The sequence below is a fragment of the Marinococcus luteus genome (genome assembly GCF_900106595.1).
GTDB classification, from domain to species: Bacteria; Bacillota; Bacilli; order Bacillales; family Marinococcaceae; genus Marinococcus; species Marinococcus luteus.
Genome location: NZ_FNNC01000007.1, coordinates 129,191 through 146,713, shown reverse-complemented (window position 1 = coordinate 146,713; position 17,523 = coordinate 129,191). Strand labels below are relative to the sequence as shown.

Genomic DNA, 17,523 nt, shown 5'->3' with positions numbered 1-17,523 from the left:
AAATTTTTCTTGGTCAGTCTTTGGAATACGACTGAATAATTTTATATATATCTTTGACGGAATCAGCGGCTGTTATTTGATCTCTTGCGGTTTGTGAGCCTGCAAGCTTCATTAACTGCATCAGCGCATGAATATGCTTCTGTTTATCTACAGCAGCAATGACAATCACCAGATTGATTCGGTATTCTTCGGAAAAAAGAACCCCTTCCTTCAGTCTTAACAAACTCATTCCTACTTCATTCACCCCGTCTTCCGGAGAAGCGTGGGGAATCGCAATATTTGGCCCTATTACAATATAGGGGTCTTCTTCGGTATAGCGAAGCATACTGTCCACATAGTCGCCCGTAATACTTTTATTTTCGAGAAGCGGCCTGGCTCCCTCTTTAACTGCCTCTTCCCAATCGCCTGCTTTATCCTTCAGGGTAATGGAAGCTGGAGTGATTAATTCATCCAAATTGTATTCAGCCTTGCCCATGCTGTAATTTACTGAATCTTCATTATCCTGATTAATATAATTCTGAATATCTTCTATAAGTGCACCTTCATTATGAATATGAGCATGACGGCCAATAATCTGTATGATTTCATCGATGTCCAGATGGTTCGGCAGATATCCGTAAAGCTCGAGCATTACCTGCTTGCGAAGCCGCTGCCGCTCTTCCCTGCCTAAAAATGTTTTTACTACGAACAGTTTTTTGTCAGTTTCGAGAAACGTCGGAGCGAAGACAATGTCATACTCCAGATGGTAATGAAGAAATTCCCGTACAGATAAAGAGTCCAGGAAAACAAATTCCGGAAAAAGCTCACTCAGCTCATTAAGCATCAGTCTTGAAACAGACACACCCTGAGGGCACACCACAATGGCCTTTACTTTCTTTTCAATACTCTCGCCCTGTCTTTTCATCCAGCCCCCGATCAGCATTGTAATGAAGCTGCTCTCGCTGTCCGGGATCCGGCTGCCGATTAACTGTTCAAGCGGCGCAGTGGATTGCTTTACCAGATGATGCAGAGCTTTGAATTCCTTACTCAGCGGCACCTGTGTGGATGATGTCTCCGACAATTGGTATTTGATACGGTAATAAGCCGGCTTAATGTGCTGAAGCAGCTTATTGAGCAGCTGGTCGCGCTCGTGTAAGTACACACAGGCGCTTTTCTCAAACTGGCGCAGCATGTCATCTGTGGCGGAGCCTAAATTCGGTATCACGTCGTCCTCCATCGGAAAAGAGATGCTGTAAACACTTGCTGTCAGCAGGTGCAGCGTGACAAACAACCGTTCTTCCATCGGGATGTGTTCATTTTTTTTAAATATTTCCTCTGTCGCCTGGTACTCTTTCGTATCCGAAAGCTCTTCATACTGGATTGAAAATGTATTAACAGCAAAGCCTTTTTTAATTCTTTTTAAAATTAAAGCTAATATATAAGGCATCGTCTCCAGTTTTTCATCAGTAAATTTCAGGCTGAGCTTATTTTCGACATTTTCAATCCGTTTGCGGTAATCATCGAGTTCCTCCTCGTCAATTCCGGCTATTTTTTTGATTCTTGCCGCACCATCCTGCATGAACAGCAGTTGATACGTCACGTTCATCAACAGTTTCCGGATTTGAAATTCTTTTCCGTCAACCAGATAACCTTCTTTGCGGGAATACTTGATTAGAACATGATAGTCATCGAGATACTGCTGCGCTTCTTTCAGCTCACTCAATACGGTGTTTTTACTCAGCTGCAGCTCACTTGTGAAATGATTTAATGAAAGCGTCTCTTCGCTGCCGACGAGCATCATAATAAGATAATAAGTACGCTGCTTCCCGGTGAGTATTGGTTTTTCAGCTGCAATGATTTCTTCATCCATACCGAAATTGGTGTAAACGGACTGATCAATAATGAAATGCCCCTGGCGCGTTCTTTCAATAACCGGAAGGTCTTTGCTTAAGAGCCAGTCGTTTACTTTATTAATGCTGTAGCCCAGCTGTCTTCGTGTCAGTTGATGCTTTTCTTCAAGCGCCATGCTAGTGACCGATGGATTGCGGATTAGTTCATTTAATATTTCATTATCCCGTTCACTTAGCGGCATCTCCTTCCCCCCTTTGGTTAATTTTTATTCTATCAGCCGCTGTAATCGAAATGTATACGTTTTCATCGCAGTCTTTTGAACATTTGCTGTACAATATTGTGATTTACATTCCATAAACCAACTTCGTACATTGATACAAAAGGCTTGATGAAATGTGCACTTCTTACACAGATTAAATAAGTATAGCAGAATATTACCTTTTTTTTCCATCTTTATTTATTTTTGTCGACAAAAATAAACAGCCGCCGGTGGCAGCTGTTAACTTTCACTACTATATTCAGGCTTTTTCTTTAGAGTCGTCTGCTTCTTTGTCCTGCTTCTCCTTAGTGCTTTCATCTTTATCCTTTTTAACTTTAGCCCGTTTTTTTATAAAATCTATTTCCACAGGAATATATCCGCCTTCATTAACCATGCGGTCTATTTCACGTTCATATTCGTCGTCAATCAATCGGCGGTTCATTGGTACTCCCCCTTTTTGCAGCTGAGTTTTATCAAAAGATTAAACCGGGGTTTCCTGAACGATTTACTTAAACATTGGCCATTCACGTGTACGGCTGTTCATCCGCATTCCCCCCCATGTTCTTTTTGTACGCCTGACAGCCACCTTCTTTATACTTTTCTATTCCCGTTTTTACGCATTTTGAACAAAATATCCGCCGATAAATTTATTTTCAGCGGAGATAGTTCTGATTTTTACTCGAGATGAAATACTTCTTCGAGCGGAGTGGTAACTGGACTGTTATCTTCATTTGTTTCCATATATTTTTTGTTTCTATTTGGCCATGTGCAATTTTGATGCGTTACAAATATACTTCAAAGTTTCATGCCTTTATTTTATTTTTCCTCATACAGGAAAAATGGGAATAAAATCTTTTTGCATATTTAAATCCTCCCGGACTGTTTTATGTTATTTTTAATGTTGGATATTTGTTTGAAACGTTTAATTTACTGCACCCAGGAAATAATATGTAGAGAATACGCCAGTGGAGGTTACTTATGATAGCGGTTATTATATTCTTTTTATTCGTTTCCTTCTTTTTATCAGGAAGCGAAACAGCTTTAACAGCAGCAAACCGGGCACGAATGCAGTCCCGTGCCGAAGAAAACGACAAACGGGCGAAAAATTTATTAAAACTGACGAGAAAACCGGATGAATTAATTACAGCCATCCTCATCGGAAACAACATCTCCAATATTATGCTTCCTACCCTCGTTACCGTGCTCGCCCTGAATTACGATTTTTCTGTCGGCATCGCTACGGCTATTTTGACGTTCGTGCTTATCATTTTCGCGGAAGTTCTGCCTAAATCTATTGCTGCTACCTTTGCAGACAAGGTGGCTTACATAGTCGCACCGGTAATTGCGGTGCTCGTATTCATCTTTAAGCCGCTCACGTTTTTACTGAATTCTTTCACACGCGGGGTGATCAAGCTGATCACCCGGGGCGAAGGACCATCACAGACGTATTCGCGCGAAGAGATCAAAACGATGGTCGACGTGGCCTCTTCGGAGGGAACCTTTGAAAAGCAGGAGCAGGACCGGATTAAGCGGGTAATTGATTTTTACCGTAAGGATATACGTGACGTATTGAAGGTCCCGCGTATGGAGATTACCGGGATCCCGATCGAGAGTGGCTTTCAGGAAGTACGTGACATTACCATAAATCACAATCATACCCGGTATCCGGTATACAACGATAATATGGATCATATCGTCGGTGTTTTTCATGCCAAACTGCTCCTCATCTGGGCTGAACAAAACGACAAAACCCTTAATGATTTTATTGATAACAACCCTTTGTATGTAGTAGAGACCAATTCTGTCGACAACGTGTTTAAACGGATGCTGAATGAGCAGAAGCACCTTGCAGTAGTCCTCGATGAATACGGCGGTACGATGGGCATGGTCACCCAAGAGGACATTATCGAAGCAATGATCGGCCAGGAGATTGAAGACGAGCATGATACCCGCTCCGAGCAGTTGATTGAGGAGCTGACCGACGAGGTTATCATCTGTGATGGAAAGCTCGCCATCAGCCGCTTCAACGAAATCTTTAATACCCGCGTGGAAGAAGAAGAGGATATTATTGCCGGACTGCTCTACCGGGAATTCGATCATATTCCTGAGGAGGGGGAAACCTTCCAGTACGAAAATCTTCATTTTGAAGTACTGACAATGGATAATAATCAGATCAAACGCGTACGCGTCGTGAAAGAAGAGGAAGAAGAGGAAGACTAATACACTTGAACCCGGAGAATTGTTCTCCGGGTTTTTGTTTGCATAATACTGAGAGGTCAGTATTTTAACTTTCACTCGCTGTTCGTAGAAAACGAAATAAATTGCTCTTCTTTTCCTTAAAGCTTATCAACAAAATCCGTCTGATCCCGTTTGCTTTATACCGCATCGTATTGGCCGGGGCCGTCTATGTCGTTCATTTTTAAGCACACAAAAAGGAGTCTTTTCCGTAATGGAAGAGACTCCTTTTAGAATGCGTCCATAAACTGCAGGATCGCCGGGCCGAGCAGCACAATAAATAACGTTGGAAAAATAAACAAGACAAGCGGAAACATCATTTTAATCGGAGCCTTCATCGCCGCTTCCTCTGCACGCTGGCGCCGGCCTTCCCGGACGTCCTCCGCCTGGATCTTCAATACGTTTACCATACCAATACCGAGCTTTTCTGCCTGAATGATATTGTATATAAAAGCGTTCAGTTCATCGACCGTAAGCCTTTCCTTCAGCCCGTTCAGGGCATCCTTTCTCGTGCGGCCGAGCCGGAGCTCTTCGAGGCACACTTTAAACTCGTCAATCAAAACTCCTTTTTTTCTGGCCGTTACATTATTTAAAGCTGCATCAAAGCCCAGACCCGATTCCAGACAAATCGTGAGCAGATCCAATACGTCCGGAAGTTCCTTCAAAGCTTGTTTGTTTCGCTGCGTGGCTTTCATTTTTAAGTAATAGCTCGGCATCAACCAGGCGAGAGCAAGAGCAAATACCACCATCAGTACAGCAGGAAGCAGTGCTGTCGCTGCCGCCCACGATAAAATAACCGCAGCCAGGGGGAGAGCGACCATAAGAATTCCACGGAAGATATTAAAATCTACAGGATTCCACCCGAAGGGACGCCCTGCCTGCAGCAGCCGTTGTTCGAGCTCTGTCACTTTTCCGCGGTTCATCTTGCGCTGATAAAACTTTTTTATTTTTTTCCATCCCGGCTGTACGACACGCTCGTAAAACGTTGGATTTTCTTCTGTCTGCTCTCCCCGGTCAGGATAAAAGTATGTCTGGATCCGGCGCTCGATCACGTACGCTTTGTCAAAACGGTAGCTGAGCAGGGTGTAGACAGACAGGGTTACGAAGGAAAAAAAAGCAGCATATAAGATGATCATTTCTACACCTCAATCGTCGTAATTTTCCGGACCAGAATAAAGCCTATAACACCACCTATTGCAGCAACAGCCAGCATAATTCTGCCGATCGGTTCAATAAATAATGTTGTTATATACTCAGGATTTATTACATAAATTACCGCTCCGAGTCCCACTGGAAGAAGACTGATAATAATACCCGAAAGCCGCCCCTGGGCCGTGAGCGTTTTTACCTGGTTGGCTATTTTTTCCCGTTCCCTCGTCGTTTCTACAATTTTATCCAGCAGGTAGGCAAGATTCCCCCCGACCTGGCGCTGAATCAAAAGCGCTTCGACGAGAAGTTCGAGATCTCCGCTCGGCATACGGCGTTTCCAATTATTCAATGCTTCTTCCATCGTGCTTCCGTATTGAATTTCCTTCAGCACCAGATAAACTTCCTCTTTAATCGGCGGGTCCGATTCCTCAGAAACCATCTTGAGGGACTGCTGGAAGCTGTGCCCTGCGCGAAGTGAGCCAATGATTGTCGTCAGCATATCGGGAAGCATCTGATTAAATTGCTGAAGACGCTTCGATTGTTTTTTCTTAAGCCAGACAGAAGGGATAACGTAGCCGATCACTCCTCCAATGGCTAAAGTGCCAATAAGGTTTGTAATCAGATAAAATAATCCCGCGCTGATAATTACTGCAAACCACCGGAACACCCGGAATTCTTCTGCTTTCATCGGCACGCCTGCAGCGCTCAGCTGCTGCTCCAGCTGCTCCTTTTTGCGTGTTGGCTTTTTTTTACGGATTAAAAGCAGCTTGAGCTTTCCATTTGCTTCACGAAGGTAACCCTTTAAGGAAAGCGGCTTTTTCGGCACTTCAGCCTCTCCCCCTGCTTCTACCGAAGCATTGGAGGAAACGGCAAGACTTCCTGCAGCGACCAGAAGAAAGCAGGTGAGAAACATAAAAATGAATAAAAGGGTTAAAAGCAAGTTAATCCACCACCCGTTCTGTAAAAAGCGAAGGCGGCAGATAAATACCGTCATGCTCCATCTGCTCGTAAAATTGCGGGCGGACACCGGTAGGCACAAGTTTACCGATGATTTTTCCATTTTCATCAATGCTATCCTGCTGAAACGTAAATATCTCCTGCAGTACGATAATATCGCCTTCCATCGCCTGCACTTCTGTAATGCTCGTAATCCGGCGTGTCCCGTCGCGCAGGCGGGATTGCTGGATGATAACATCGAGAGCCCCGGCAATCTGCTCACGAATCGCCCGTATCGGCAGATCCATCCCAGCCATCAGCACCATTGTTTCAAGCCGGGAGAGCATATCTCTCGGGCTGTTCGCGTGACCTGTTGCAAGCGAGCCGTCGTGCCCCGTATTCATCGCCTGTAGCATATCAAGCGCCTCCCCGCTCCGGACCTCCCCAATCACAATGCGGTCCGGACGCATCCTTAGCGAGTTCCGCACCAGATCCCTGATGGAGATGGCGCCTTTGCCTTCAATATTCGGCGGCCGTGTTTCCAGTGAGACGACATGCTCCTGACCAAGCTGCAGCTCGGCGGCATCCTCGATGGTTACAATACGGTCTTCATTAGAGATAAAGGAGGACAGCACGTTCAGCGTGGTTGTTTTTCCGGATCCTGTGCCCCCACTGACAAATATGTTCAGCTTGGCCTGCACACAGGCTTCAATAAAATCGGCCATCTCTTCGGTCAGCGTACCAAAGTTTACAAGATCATGGATGGTAAAAGGATCCTTGGAAAATTTCCTTATAGTTATTGTCGGCCCGCCAAGTGCAAGAGGAGGGATAATAGCATTTACCCTGGACCCGTCCTGCAGCCGTGCGTCCACCATCGGACTGCTTTCATCCACCCGGCGTCCGAGCGGGGCCACAATCTTTTCAAGCACCTGCATAACGTGCTCGTTATCCCGAAATACAACATCTGTAAGGGTCAGTTTTCCGTTCCGTTCCACATATACTTTATCCGGACCGTTCACCATGACCTCTGAAACATCCTCATCCAGCAGCAGCGGGTTGATCGGACCGTAGCCCGTCAGATCATTTTTAATATCTTCGATCAGAACGGCCCGTTCCCTGATCGGCGGCAGCTGATCGTTTTCTTCAATCACTTCCGAGATAATGTCTTCGAGCTCCGGAACGATCTCCTCCACCTCATCATTTTTCCGTTCCTTTAAAATGTATTTAAATACCAGGCTTTTTACTTCTGCATGTCCTGTCGGACTGGCCGGCTTGGCTGGCTTTTCCTTAGCCTTTTCCTTTTGAACAGGTTTTACTTCCGGCTTTTCCGGAGCGGCTTTTTGTTTTTCTTCTGGAGCAGGGGAGGCCACGGGCTCCGGTTTATTTTTTGCTTCTAAACGATTCAGCAGTCCCATTATTTATCACCTCCCGATGTCAGCTTTGTTTTGTGCAGCAGTCGCTGAAGAAAGGGCTGGGAGGAAGCAGAAGGTCGTTCCTGCGCGGCAGGCAGAAGTGTTTTCCCGATGAGCTTTATCCTTTTGGAAATCTCTGCTTTTGGATGGTCGATCACAACCGGCCTTCCGGTGTCCATGCCCGTTACCACCCGGCTGCTGTCCTCCGGCATATAAAACAGTTCGTTCACTGCAAAAAGGTCTGAAAAGTCCTGCCCGGCCATTTTCCCTTTAACGGTCGCCCGGTTCACCACTACACTGCATTTATCCTTTAGTCCGAGTCCCTGAAGGGCTTCAACCATCAAGCTCGCATTTTTTAACGGAGCCATGCCGTTGGTTGTCACGATGAAAATATCATCTGCCTGTTCAATAAAGGGCAGACTGCGGTCATTCAGACCAGCCGCTGCTTCGACTACTACTAGGTCGTTATCCTGTTTTAACGAAGCACCTATAGCGGACAGCTGGCTTTCATCTATAAGATCTGCCAATTCCGGCCGGGACGGCGCTGCCAGTAGATGGAACCCATTTTCATGCTTAATACAGAAGTTTTGCAGACGGTCTTTTTGGACAGGCTTCGCTGCATCCAAAATAGTTGAATACGGCTCTATATCCAGGGCAAGCGCAAGATCCCCAAACTGCAGATCGCCATCTACAACAGTAACTTTCTGGTTCTGGGAAGCCAGATAAACAGCGAGGTTCGCCGTCAGCACAGTTCGTCCCGTGCCGCCGGAAGCACTGCATACAACAGCCATCTTCCCATGCCCTGCTCTAAGGTCAGTTGATTGTTCCACGCTTTACTCCCCGCTTTCTTCAAACTGGGTAATGCGGTTGCTGATCCATCCGGAGCTGTCTTCTCCGTATTCTACAAATACCCAGGTTCTGTTTTCTTTATCCTGCTCAAACTGATCGGTGTACTCCAGCCGGGTACTGCTGTCGACTACCTCCAGCACGGGAGCCTCAAGGCTCGGGGATTCCCGGATATTAGCGCGGTACGTGTACGGCGACAGCTGTAAGGAGTCCTGAATATTTCCAGAAGAAGGTTCCTCTTCCGATTGTGCAGGAGCCTCATCTTCCGGCGCCGTTTCCTCATTTGTTTCATTACCTTCCTCTTCGGAAGACCCTGGTTCATTTTCTTCAGGGAGTGGCTGTTCTTCGGTTTCCTGACTACTGTTGTCCGCATCATTTTCATTTGGCTCTGCAGCCTCTCCACTATTTGCTTCTACAGAAGGGGCGATGACTTCCACTGCGTTATCAGCCGACTCCCCCGGTCCGTTCCCTTCAACAGCCTGGCTGTAAATAGACAGGTGCAGGTCCCCGTCATCCTGATTGGCATTAATGATTTGCGCTGAGCCTTCCTGCGTCAGCTCAAGCGTTACTGCCTGATACTCTGTCGTTTCCTCCTCACTGCTTTCTCCTTCTTCATCAGGGGCAGCGGCTGACGTTTCCTGAAAACGTTCACCTATGGCAAGCACCCGGACCTGTTCGATCAGAACCTCTGTCTGCATTTCTCCGTCTTCATTTGGCCTTGTCGATAGAACGTCAACATAATCGTCCGGCTCCAGCAGATATGAAACGGATTCTTCATAGTCCACGTTCACTGAAACTCCGCGCCGTCCTTCCTCCACCTGTTGGGCCAATGGAGCGTCACTGTCGTCAGCGCTTTGGAAATGATTGTCCAGAATCACTTCCTCTTCCGCGAGGTCCGACTTCGCGTAAGTGCCGGTCACATCCCCGGGCTCACGGACAGCATTCGGGTGCATCTGCTCCTCCGCTATTTCGACCACTTCCACCATGTCCCCGGAAATTCTCGTTCCTTCTTCAATCGCTTCTGCTGCAGCAACCACTTCTATCATTTGCATATCTGTCTCTTCTGCTTCTTCCGGTGTGTCACTTGTAATAAATATGTAGAAAACCACCGTCGTTATCACGCCGGCTATTAAAGCAAACAGCAACAGTCTTTTTGGCCTCATGTTATCCCATCCCTACTGAGTCAATCTGGTTGTATATGCCCCCCGACTGGCACTTCCTTCTACTATAGTACCCCCGCCTACCCGTTTAATAAATCTTCCCCGGACAGAATCATCATTCTTGTTCATACGCTCCTCCAGGTAAAAATAGGCAAATCCTCGTATTTCCACTTCCCGGTAATTATCTTTATTTCCAATAGGAGCATATACAGGGATAAGCATTACTCTGTCGCAGTCACGGTCATATATATCGCCGCTCGGGCAATTATCGATACGGTGATTGACTCCCCGTTCCGTAGGGCCGGAAATATTACCTGTCTGCGTATCTACTTCATCCCCAATGCGCAAAGGTTCATCGTAACCATTCTTCAATGTTTCCTCATACGTTTTAGCGCCCGGCCCCTCCAGGGCCAATATGCCAAAATTTCCTCCTGTGGAATCGCCCGAATCCACCTTCAAATCATATGTCTCATTAAAAACCAAATCCGTTTCTTCATTGATGCCAAACGGAGCAGCTCCTGACGCTTCCCCGACAGCAGCCACCTCTACATTGGCCGATGCGTTAATATCTACGGTCTCCACCCCAAATAAAGAAGAAAAAAACACGTCGGTCGGGCGTTCCAGTTCCACCCGAAGCGACTGTTCCTCCAAAACGTCCATATTATATAAGCTTTCCGATTCCCCATGTGCTCCCAGCACTTCATCCACTACATTTGATACTTCTTCTTCAGAATTCATCAGTTCCTGGGCACCGGACAAAGCAGTCGCATTCACCGTCTTCTGCAGGCTGCTCTGTGTTTTGTATAAATGGCCGCCGTCAATAACCACCCCGCACATCGCTGTAGCCATCCCAAGACCTATCGCCATAAGAATTAAAGCGTTTCCTTTTTCATTTTTTATCCATGCCTTCATAAAGGTCACTCCACCCTTATTGTTGAATTCGTTTCGATCGTATAGGGAATAGAATAATCACCAAGCAAATTAAAAATGGACGCCGGGTACGCCGTCTCTACCGTCATATATTCTCCGGAGCTTCGATTTTCCGGCGTGACCGTAACAGAAAGCTCCGCCGGGTTCCCGCTGTCAAAATTGTCGGTCACGTAACTGCTGATTGCTTCATCGCTCTCTCCGAAACTGCCGATCCGGACCGCTTCCTGGGTAATGAGCTCGAGCTCCTGATGCGTGTAGAGCACCCGACCGAAATCCACCATACCAATAAGAAGTGCAATAATAAGCGGAAGAACGAGCGCAAATTCAACCAGCGACTGTCCGTCTTCCTGCCTCCACATTTAAAACAGCATCCCTTCCGTAAATAAATTCATAGCGGCACCGAGAGCTATAGCTACACCGTATGGGTATGTTTTTGAAAGTGATTGTCTCGACAATCCACCCGGTACCTTCGTTCCGCTCTTTATACGAACAAGTCTGTAAAAAAATGATTTCAAAATATTTTTGTGGCGAAGCAGCACAATAAGTCCCATCAATGCGCCGAGAAGCGCGATGAATATAAAGGACTGCAGCACAAATGTGCCGCCTTTTAATGCTCCCACGAGGGCCAGCAGCTTCACATCTCCTGCCCCCATGCCGCCCATGGCATATGGAATAAACAAAAGGGCAAAGCCAATCAAAAATCCAAGGAAGGAATGAAACAGTCCTTCCCACCCTGAAACTGCCCCGTGGAAAATAAAGGCGAGCAGCATGGCAGGAAACAGAACTTTATTATAAATTTTTCGTTCCTTTATATCTGTAATCGCACAGATAAGCAGAACCGCGATCAGGATCCAGTCGATAAGTCCCAAGCTTCATCCCTTCCTTTCAGTTTTGACTTAGTTAAGAAAAGGCCCTCTTTTCAAGAGGGCCAATTATTATTCTCCGCCGCCTGGAATGCTTTCTGTAAGATCGGTGAAGAAACCGGATATTTGATCACCTAAAGTAACCAATGCTGTGATAACTCCTACCGCAATCAACCCAAGAATTAAGCCGTACTCTGTCATGCCTTGTCCTTCTTCTTCCACCACTAAATTTTTAAAAATTTTGACCATTCTGAACACTCTCCTTTAATTATGAGTAAGTACCTTCTGACAGGACGGGTCAACTAATCTGCCGGCTGGGGAATTCTTCAAGGGCAAGAACGTCGCCGGGTGCAAGGCCTGCTGCCTGAATGCTTCCCGAAGGAAGCTCGATCACAGAAGCCGTACCTTTCACCTTTTTTCCGATTTTCCCAGGGCGCAGCTTTTCGTCCACTTCAAGAACTTCCATCTGCCGGCTGAGATAGAGCACATCTACAGGGAACTTCATCCAAAAGGTATGAATAGATGGACAGGGGGAAATATGAAGACCTGAACTATCTGGGAAATGTTTTTTGAACATTAATCCCTTGAATCGTTGATAAAAATTGTATGCCCCTGCCACATTTTCCGCTATAACCTTCCTGGAATGAAGATCCACCAACTTCAAATGCCTGGCACCTCCTGTCAGTGTGATTGCCTCTTTCGAATCAAGCCTTTTGGCTTATAAAACGATTATATACCGGAAATTAACTGGAAAACACCCCTCTATGTTCCTGTTATCCATTCACTTTCATAGGTTATAAATCCTATACATGCTCCTATATTTACTCATTTAAAATCCTTCATACTTCACCTGATAGGCTTTCGAAATAGCTCGGGCCCGGTCCGGCACCTCCAGCTTCCTGAAAATTTTTGTAACGTGATTTTTCACCGTGTGATCACTAATAAACAGCTTTTCAGCGATTTCGCGATTATTATCTCCTTTTATAATCAGTTCCAGTACTTCCTGCTCACGGGAGGAGAGTGATGAGTTGTTTTGTAATGCCGAGACCACTGGTTCTTCTGCCGCTTCTGCAGTCCCCTGAATAAACAGCTCCTGGTCGTTGATAAACGTTCCATCTAAAAAATTCAGAAAGCTCTTCTTCCACTCCTCTGAGATGTTCGTCATCGCTTTTATTTTCTTCTGTTCCCCGTCTTCGGCATACAACAGGGTCATCGCAAACACCTCAGCCTGCGCCCCTGTTATTAAGCGTGATTTATTAACGCCTTCCTTCAGAGAGCGGCCTTCTTCCAATACTTCCCCCACCTGGCTGTCCGGCATTAATTCCTGAATAATCGCCGGGGAATAAGCACTCAGCCGGCACGCTCCTGTGATGGAGGAAGCAAAGGAAGCAGAAAATTTCCCATCAGCTGTATACTGCTCAGCAATCTCCGCTGCCCGGCTCGACAGGGCAAAGGCTTCCGGATCAAATTGCTTTACCGCCAAATGCATAGCGCCGAGCTGCTTGTCCATACTAAGCCCCGACTCCTCCCCGGCAAGCTTCATGGACACACCGCCAATTACAGAGAGAGCTTCCAAAAACTCTTCCATCTTCCGGGTTCTCACTTCCTGCGTACCTACGCAGAGTACTCCAAGTATTTCCCCCTGAAAAACTAAAGGGCATTCGAGCACCGGCTCCTTCCACGGTGCTTCTGCCTGCTTCACTTTTTCAAGCTCTGTATCCAGTCCAGAAAAGTATTCTGCCGCGGCACTTTCTGCATAAAACTCCAGCTCCTGCCGGGAATACCCCCTTGAAATCATCCGGTACTTTCCACGCTCTTTCTTTTTCAAAAGCAGCATGGCAAAATTCCCCCGACTCATGCTCAGGCTGGCATCTATAAGTATATAGCTGACTTTTTTTATATTCGGTCCGGCTGCCATCTGCCTGCCTATTTCGACCAGGGACTCCAGCTGCTGAATTTGACGACTATTTTCTTCTGCAAGCCAGTCTGTTTTCACTTTAGCTTCTATCACCGAGACCATGGTGAGTAAAAAATCTTTCCCCTTCCCGGTTAAAAATCCGCGTGAAAAACTTCCTCCAAATATGACACCGGAGGCGCCTTTTGTTTTCTGGATCGGCAGCGCAAAAAACAAGTGAGGAGACAGCCCGTAGCGCTGCCAAAAATAACTTTGGGGGCGGTCCTTTAAATTCTCCAGAAATAAAGGCTCCTCTGACAGCAGTACTTTGCCAAGCGGTCCTTCCCCTGGATAGAATGAGATAGGCTCTATTGCCTCTTTATGCTTTCCTGTCACCGACGTCGTTTCGTACACACCGTCTTCTCCCTCTTCAGCTATTCCGAGTACCTCTGCTTCTTCAAGACCATCGATAAGCAGATCCAGTAATTCTTCAGTAGAATGCCGCTGCAGGGCCCGGTGCATTAACCTGGCGTGATTTTCGGGTGAAGACTGCCCGTCAAAGCAAAGCGCCAGAACATTAGCCGCCTTTTGGAAGCGGGCAAGCCATTTTTCTCTTTCCTCTATATAAAACGCCGGTGTCTGCCTGATTATTTCCTTCCAGTCGTTCTTTTTTCCATATGCTGATTCAAGGCTTGTTTCCACCGTTTTTTGAGCCCCTTCTTCAACCAGCAGTCCAGCCAATAAAAAATAGTCCGGATTTTCATTTTTCTGCAGCGGCACCACTGCCATATGAACCCCCGGAAAAAGATCGTAGAAAAAAGGCTCTCGTGCACTTAACCTTCCTTCAAACATATGATTTATTTTATCTCTAAGTCCTGCCTCGGGGACAGCATCCAATGCTGCGAATAGTTTATTTTCCCCATCGGTAAAAGCAGCTTCGTTTCCCAGGCCGTCGACGACTACCAAAGTAACATTATATAAGGAAGTATACATCCCCTGTACTTCCTCCATTATATCTGTACGCTGATTCCCCATGGATACTGCCCCCAGTGCTTTGTTTTTGACCTTGCTGCTGTCTGTATACTGAATGAAAAAAGCTTTCAATAGGAGACAGGGACCTTTTACCGCGTCCTGTAGTCCTAATTTTAGTATATACGCATTCTATACCTTTATCAGGGGGATTTAAAAGCCTTTTTCCGATATCCGCGCAATTCAAGAAGAATTTACCCTTATCAGTGAACGTATATGCGACCAAACTCCCTGGTCCTTTTACTTTGATTGCTCCTATGGATTTCGGTATGATGGATGCATTCATTCCGTAGGAGGCAGGGCAATGCGCAAAACCATTTACATTCATGTGGGTTATCACAAAACAGCTACTACTTTTTTACAGAAAAGCATTTATCCAAAACTGGCGCCCCAAATTACATATCTCTCCCGGGGACATATTCAGCCATATTTGTATAAAATACGTCACAAAAAATTATCAGATAAAGCCATTACTGATTTACGTAACGATTTTGAGTCAATGATGGAGGAGAAAAAACCGCTCCTTATTTCGTACGAGGGACTCTCCGGCAATCCAATGTCCACGAAAAAAAAGGTCAAAGACAACCACACTATTTTAAAGGATCTCCGCCGGATCTTCCCTGAGGAAAGCTATGACGTGCATATCATTGTTGGAGTACGGCGCCAGCTTGACCTTCTCACTTCCCTTTATGTGCAGTATATTCACCAGGGCGGGTACAAGAAAGCCGCTGCCGTATTTGAAGAGTGGGAGCAGCTCGGGGTACTCAATGGCTACTATTATTTCAGCTATATGGAGCGTGCCACGCAGCTTTTTGGCAAAAACAACTATTATCTTATGCAGTACGAGCAGTTCCGGGAAAATGAAATGAAGGAAATTACTGAATTGCTCCAGTATATGGGCATTAAAGAAGTTCCCTCCTACAGCAATACAAAAGTAAATCGGAGCTATGGCACGATGCAGGTGAAGGCGGCCAGAAAAATGAACTATTTCCTGAAAACTCCGTTTAACCCAAACGCCCCTGTGCCAACAAAAAGAGGACGTCCCCTCTCCCGGGTAATGCTGCAAAGCCGGACAAGTTTTAAGCTTCACCACCAAAAATATTATCTCCCGGAGTCTCTGCAGCAGGTACTTCAGGAAAAGTACCAAAACGACAACCAATTGTTCTTTCACCATTACGGTATTGATTACACGAAGAAAGAAAATTAATAGAATTCGTTTACAACAGCTGTTCCCGATTTTCTTCCGGCTGCGATTGAACTATGCTTTCCGCGGGTAAAGTTATGCAAATCTCCTGAAGGAGGCTGAGGTATGTATGAACAAAAACATAGGGAACAAAGCTGGTAAGTCTAACCGTTTATTTTTTAAAATCACTAAAAGGCCTCTTCTTTCTTCTTCTATTGTGTATGGTGTGATGCTGACCGTCATAGCGATTATTGGCATAGCCGGAAAAGAGAAAGATACAAATTAATTAGGGAGTCAAAAACAGTTAAAGGAGACCCGTCTGTCCGGGTCTCCTTTCTCTAGTGTCCCGCCTGCCACGGGCGGGGCGCCCGCTGCAGCTGTCTTTGTTTTGCGGGCAGATCTTTTCGCTGTACTGTTTTCGGCTGCATTCCGCTTTCAATCCGGGACTTTACTTTCGCATCCATTTTTGACACGTGCACCGGCTGGAAGACTCTCCCTGACGTTTCCCCGCATAAGGGGCACGGTGCTTCATTAACACGGGCTCCTTTTGTTACCATCCAGCTTTCAAACGTGCCGCATGTCCGGCATTTAAAAGTAAACTGGGCCATATTAATCAAGCTCCGGCAAAATATTTTTATAAAATATATCTTTAGGCAGGGCGAGTGTGCAGCACGCATTCGGTATATCTACAACGCCTGCTACAGTGCCCTGCACCGGCGCAGTACCTAAAAGCATATAGGCCTGCTCGCCTGTGTAACCGAGTGTTTTCAGAAAATCAATCGCATTCAGGCACGCATTCCTGTAAGCGACGTTGGCATCCAGATAGGTCTGGGTGCCCGAAAACTCGTTCACTGACACGCCTTCAAAAACGAGAAATTCATTATAATGCGGCATGACCGGCCCTGGCTTAAAGACAGGATTACGCTTAATACGGTGTTTTTCCATGCCGTTCTTTATCACGTGCACTTTCAGGTCAATCCAGCCGGGCATTTCAATCCCCCCGCAGAACGTAATTTCCCCGTCTCCCTGCGAGAAGTGAAGATCTCCTACGGAAAGCTTCGCCCCATCTACAAACACCGGAAAGTATACCCTTGATCCTTTCGAAAGGTTCTTGATGTCACAGTTCCCCCCATTTTCCCGGGGCGGGACGGTTCTTGCTCCTTCGGCTGCCACCCGTTCGAACTCTTCTCCTTTGAGCTCACCAAGCACGACCGAATCCTTCGTTGGAAGATTCGCAAGCGGGGGCACCCGGTCAGGGTTTGTATCCACCAGCTCCTTTTCCCTGCGGTTCCATTCATTCAGCATCTCCTGTGAGGGTGCCACGCCGATCAGCCCCGGATGAATAATGCCTGCAAACTTTACATTCGGCACATGTCTGGAAGTCGCATAAATACCCTCAAAATCCCAAATGGATTTGGCCGCTTCCGGATAATGATCCACTAAAAAACTCCCGCCGTTCTCTTTGGCGAAAATCCCGTTAAATCCCCATTCATGCGAGTGAAACGTTCCGATATCCAAAATATCAACAACGAGGAGGTCTCCCGCCTCCACTTCGTTCACGTGCACCGGCCCGCTTAGTACGTGCACACGGTCCAGGTTCACATGTTTAATATCTGAAGGGTCATCATTGTTGCTGATCTGGCCATCGGTCCAATCCAGGCATTCCATCCGGAACGTCTCCCCCGGTTCTACGGAAAAGGCGGCAGGAATGTCCGGGTGCCACCTGTTATGCCCCGGCGTCGTCTGTTGGTCCATTGTTTTGTTGAGGTCTACTTCAAACAGTTTTTTCGGCATATA

Annotated in this window: 18 protein-coding genes; 3 read left to right on the top strand and 15 right to left on the bottom strand. The window is 46.4% G+C overall.

From position 1 onward, the window contains the following. Window positions 1–13 precede the first annotated feature (13 nt). Window positions 14–2,071 (bottom strand): BglG family transcription antiterminator, encoded by a 2,058-nt coding sequence (locus BLV22_RS13865; RefSeq protein ID WP_091616563.1) that lies wholly within the window; start codon window positions 2,069–2,071, stop codon window positions 14–16. A gap of 277 nt (window positions 2,072–2,348) precedes the next feature. Then, complete coding sequence (locus tag BLV22_RS13860; protein WP_091616561.1) at window positions 2,349–2,531, bottom strand: hypothetical protein; 183 nt, start codon at window positions 2,529–2,531, stop codon at window positions 2,349–2,351. A gap of 536 nt (window positions 2,532–3,067) precedes the next feature. On the opposite strand from BLV22_RS13860, the gene BLV22_RS13855 reads away from it, so the two are divergent. Further along, window positions 3,068–4,309 (top strand): hemolysin family protein, encoded by a 1,242-nt coding sequence (locus BLV22_RS13855; RefSeq protein WP_091616559.1) that lies wholly within the window; start codon window positions 3,068–3,070, stop codon window positions 4,307–4,309. Between the two features lie 245 nt (window positions 4,310–4,554). Here the strand turns inward: BLV22_RS13855 and BLV22_RS13850 are convergent, their stop codons facing one another. The 11 genes from BLV22_RS13850 to BLV22_RS15150 all read right to left on the bottom strand — a co-directional run bounded on the left by BLV22_RS13850 (window position 4,555) and on the right by BLV22_RS15150 (window position 14,549). Continuing rightward, window positions 4,555–5,460 (bottom strand): type II secretion system F family protein, encoded by a 906-nt coding sequence (locus tag BLV22_RS13850; RefSeq protein WP_091616557.1) that lies wholly within the window; start codon window positions 5,458–5,460, stop codon window positions 4,555–4,557. 2 nt (window positions 5,461–5,462) lie between these two features. After that, window positions 5,463–6,413, bottom strand: a complete 951-nt coding sequence (locus tag BLV22_RS13845; protein WP_245724109.1) for a type II secretion system F family protein — start codon at window positions 6,411–6,413, stop codon at window positions 5,463–5,465. A 1-nt stretch (window position 6,414) separates the two neighbouring features. Beyond that, complete coding sequence (locus BLV22_RS13840; RefSeq protein ID WP_091616553.1) at window positions 6,415–7,824, bottom strand: ATPase, T2SS/T4P/T4SS family; 1,410 nt, start codon at window positions 7,822–7,824, stop codon at window positions 6,415–6,417. After that, window positions 7,824–8,651, bottom strand: a complete 828-nt coding sequence (locus BLV22_RS13835) for a CpaE/TadZ family protein (protein ID WP_143030989.1) — start codon at window positions 8,649–8,651, stop codon at window positions 7,824–7,826. Before BLV22_RS13835 ends, BLV22_RS13840 begins: the two co-directional genes overlap by 1 nt. Before the next feature lie 3 nt (window positions 8,652–8,654). Next, window positions 8,655–9,830: a Flp pilus assembly protein CpaB gene (cpaB, locus tag BLV22_RS13830; RefSeq protein ID WP_091616549.1), complete on the bottom strand. Its 1,176-nt coding sequence runs from the start codon at window positions 9,828–9,830 to the stop codon at window positions 8,655–8,657. A 12-nt stretch (window positions 9,831–9,842) separates the two neighbouring features. Next, window positions 9,843–10,739 (bottom strand): TadE/TadG family type IV pilus assembly protein, encoded by an 897-nt coding sequence (locus BLV22_RS13825; protein ID WP_091616547.1) that lies wholly within the window; start codon window positions 10,737–10,739, stop codon window positions 9,843–9,845. A 5-nt stretch (window positions 10,740–10,744) separates the two neighbouring features. Further along, window positions 10,745–11,116 (bottom strand): TadE/TadG family type IV pilus assembly protein, encoded by a 372-nt coding sequence (locus BLV22_RS13820; protein WP_091616546.1) that lies wholly within the window; start codon window positions 11,114–11,116, stop codon window positions 10,745–10,747. Further along, window positions 11,117–11,626 (bottom strand): A24 family peptidase, encoded by a 510-nt coding sequence (locus BLV22_RS13815; protein ID WP_091616544.1) that lies wholly within the window; start codon window positions 11,624–11,626, stop codon window positions 11,117–11,119. Between the two features lie 66 nt (window positions 11,627–11,692). Further along, on the bottom strand, window positions 11,693–11,869 hold the full coding sequence (locus BLV22_RS13810; RefSeq protein ID WP_091616542.1) for a Flp family type IVb pilin: 177 nt from the start codon (window positions 11,867–11,869) through the stop codon (window positions 11,693–11,695). Window positions 11,870–11,918: 49 nt separating this feature from the next. Further along, window positions 11,919–12,275: a DUF192 domain-containing protein gene (locus BLV22_RS13805; RefSeq protein WP_245724113.1), complete on the bottom strand. Its 357-nt coding sequence runs from the start codon at window positions 12,273–12,275 to the stop codon at window positions 11,919–11,921. Between the two features lie 174 nt (window positions 12,276–12,449). Continuing rightward, window positions 12,450–14,549 carry a LuxR C-terminal-related transcriptional regulator gene (locus BLV22_RS15150; protein WP_218130606.1) on the bottom strand — a complete coding sequence of 700 codons (2,100 nt, stop codon included), beginning with the start codon at window positions 14,547–14,549 and terminating at the stop codon, window positions 12,450–12,452. Window positions 14,550–14,847: 298 nt separating this feature from the next. Here BLV22_RS15150 and BLV22_RS13795 point away from each other — a divergent pair, with 298 nt between their 5' ends. Both BLV22_RS13795 and BLV22_RS15115 read left to right on the top strand, forming a co-directional pair. Continuing rightward, window positions 14,848–15,750 carry a sulfotransferase domain-containing protein gene (locus tag BLV22_RS13795; protein WP_091616540.1) on the top strand — a complete coding sequence of 301 codons (903 nt, stop codon included), beginning with the start codon at window positions 14,848–14,850 and terminating at the stop codon, window positions 15,748–15,750. Window positions 15,751–15,856: 106 nt separating this feature from the next. Further along, window positions 15,857–16,012, top strand: coding sequence for a hypothetical protein (locus tag BLV22_RS15115; RefSeq protein WP_176967787.1), 156 nt, complete (start codon window positions 15,857–15,859; stop codon window positions 16,010–16,012). 52 nt (window positions 16,013–16,064) lie between these two features. Here the strand turns inward: BLV22_RS15115 and BLV22_RS13790 are convergent, their stop codons facing one another. After that, entirely contained in the window at window positions 16,065–16,334 is a 270-nt protein-coding gene (locus BLV22_RS13790; RefSeq protein WP_091616538.1) for a hypothetical protein, read from the bottom strand. Between the two features lies 1 nt (window position 16,335). After that, entirely contained in the window at window positions 16,336–17,520 is a 1,185-nt protein-coding gene (gene fmdA, locus BLV22_RS13785) for a formamidase (RefSeq protein ID WP_091616536.1), read from the bottom strand. Between the last annotated feature and the right edge of the window lie 3 nt (window positions 17,521–17,523).

Coding starts and splice junctions, on each gene's coding strand:
- BLV22_RS13865 (WP_091616563.1), bottom strand. CDS start 2,071: ATGCCGCTAAGTGAACGGGATAATGAAATATTAAATGAACTAATCCGC.
- BLV22_RS13860 (WP_091616561.1), bottom strand. CDS start 2,531: ATGAACCGCCGATTGATTGACGACGAATATGAACGTGAAATAGACCGC.
- BLV22_RS13855 (WP_091616559.1), top strand. CDS start 3,068: ATGATAGCGGTTATTATATTCTTTTTATTCGTTTCCTTCTTTTTATCA.
- BLV22_RS13850 (WP_091616557.1), bottom strand. CDS start 5,460: ATGATCATCTTATATGCTGCTTTTTTTTCCTTCGTAACCCTGTCTGTC.
- BLV22_RS13840 (WP_091616553.1), bottom strand. CDS start 7,824: ATGGGACTGCTGAATCGTTTAGAAGCAAAAAATAAACCGGAGCCCGTG.
- cpaB (WP_091616549.1), bottom strand. CDS start 9,830: ATGAGGCCAAAAAGACTGTTGCTGTTTGCTTTAATAGCCGGCGTGATA.
- BLV22_RS13825 (WP_091616547.1), bottom strand. CDS start 10,739: ATGAAGGCATGGATAAAAAATGAAAAAGGAAACGCTTTAATTCTTATG.
- BLV22_RS13820 (WP_091616546.1), bottom strand. CDS start 11,116: ATGTGGAGGCAGGAAGACGGACAGTCGCTGGTTGAATTTGCGCTCGTT.
- BLV22_RS13810 (WP_091616542.1), bottom strand. CDS start 11,869: ATGGTCAAAATTTTTAAAAATTTAGTGGTGGAAGAAGAAGGACAAGGC.
- BLV22_RS15150 (WP_218130606.1), bottom strand. CDS start 14,549: ATGGGGAATCAGCGTACAGATATAATGGAGGAAGTACAGGGGATGTAT.
- BLV22_RS13795 (WP_091616540.1), top strand. CDS start 14,848: ATGCGCAAAACCATTTACATTCATGTGGGTTATCACAAAACAGCTACT.
- BLV22_RS15115 (WP_176967787.1), top strand. CDS start 15,857: ATGAACAAAAACATAGGGAACAAAGCTGGTAAGTCTAACCGTTTATTT.
- BLV22_RS13790 (WP_091616538.1), bottom strand. CDS start 16,334: ATGGCCCAGTTTACTTTTAAATGCCGGACATGCGGCACGTTTGAAAGC.
- fmdA (WP_091616536.1), bottom strand. CDS start 17,520: ATGCCGAAAAAACTGTTTGAAGTAGACCTCAACAAAACAATGGACCAA.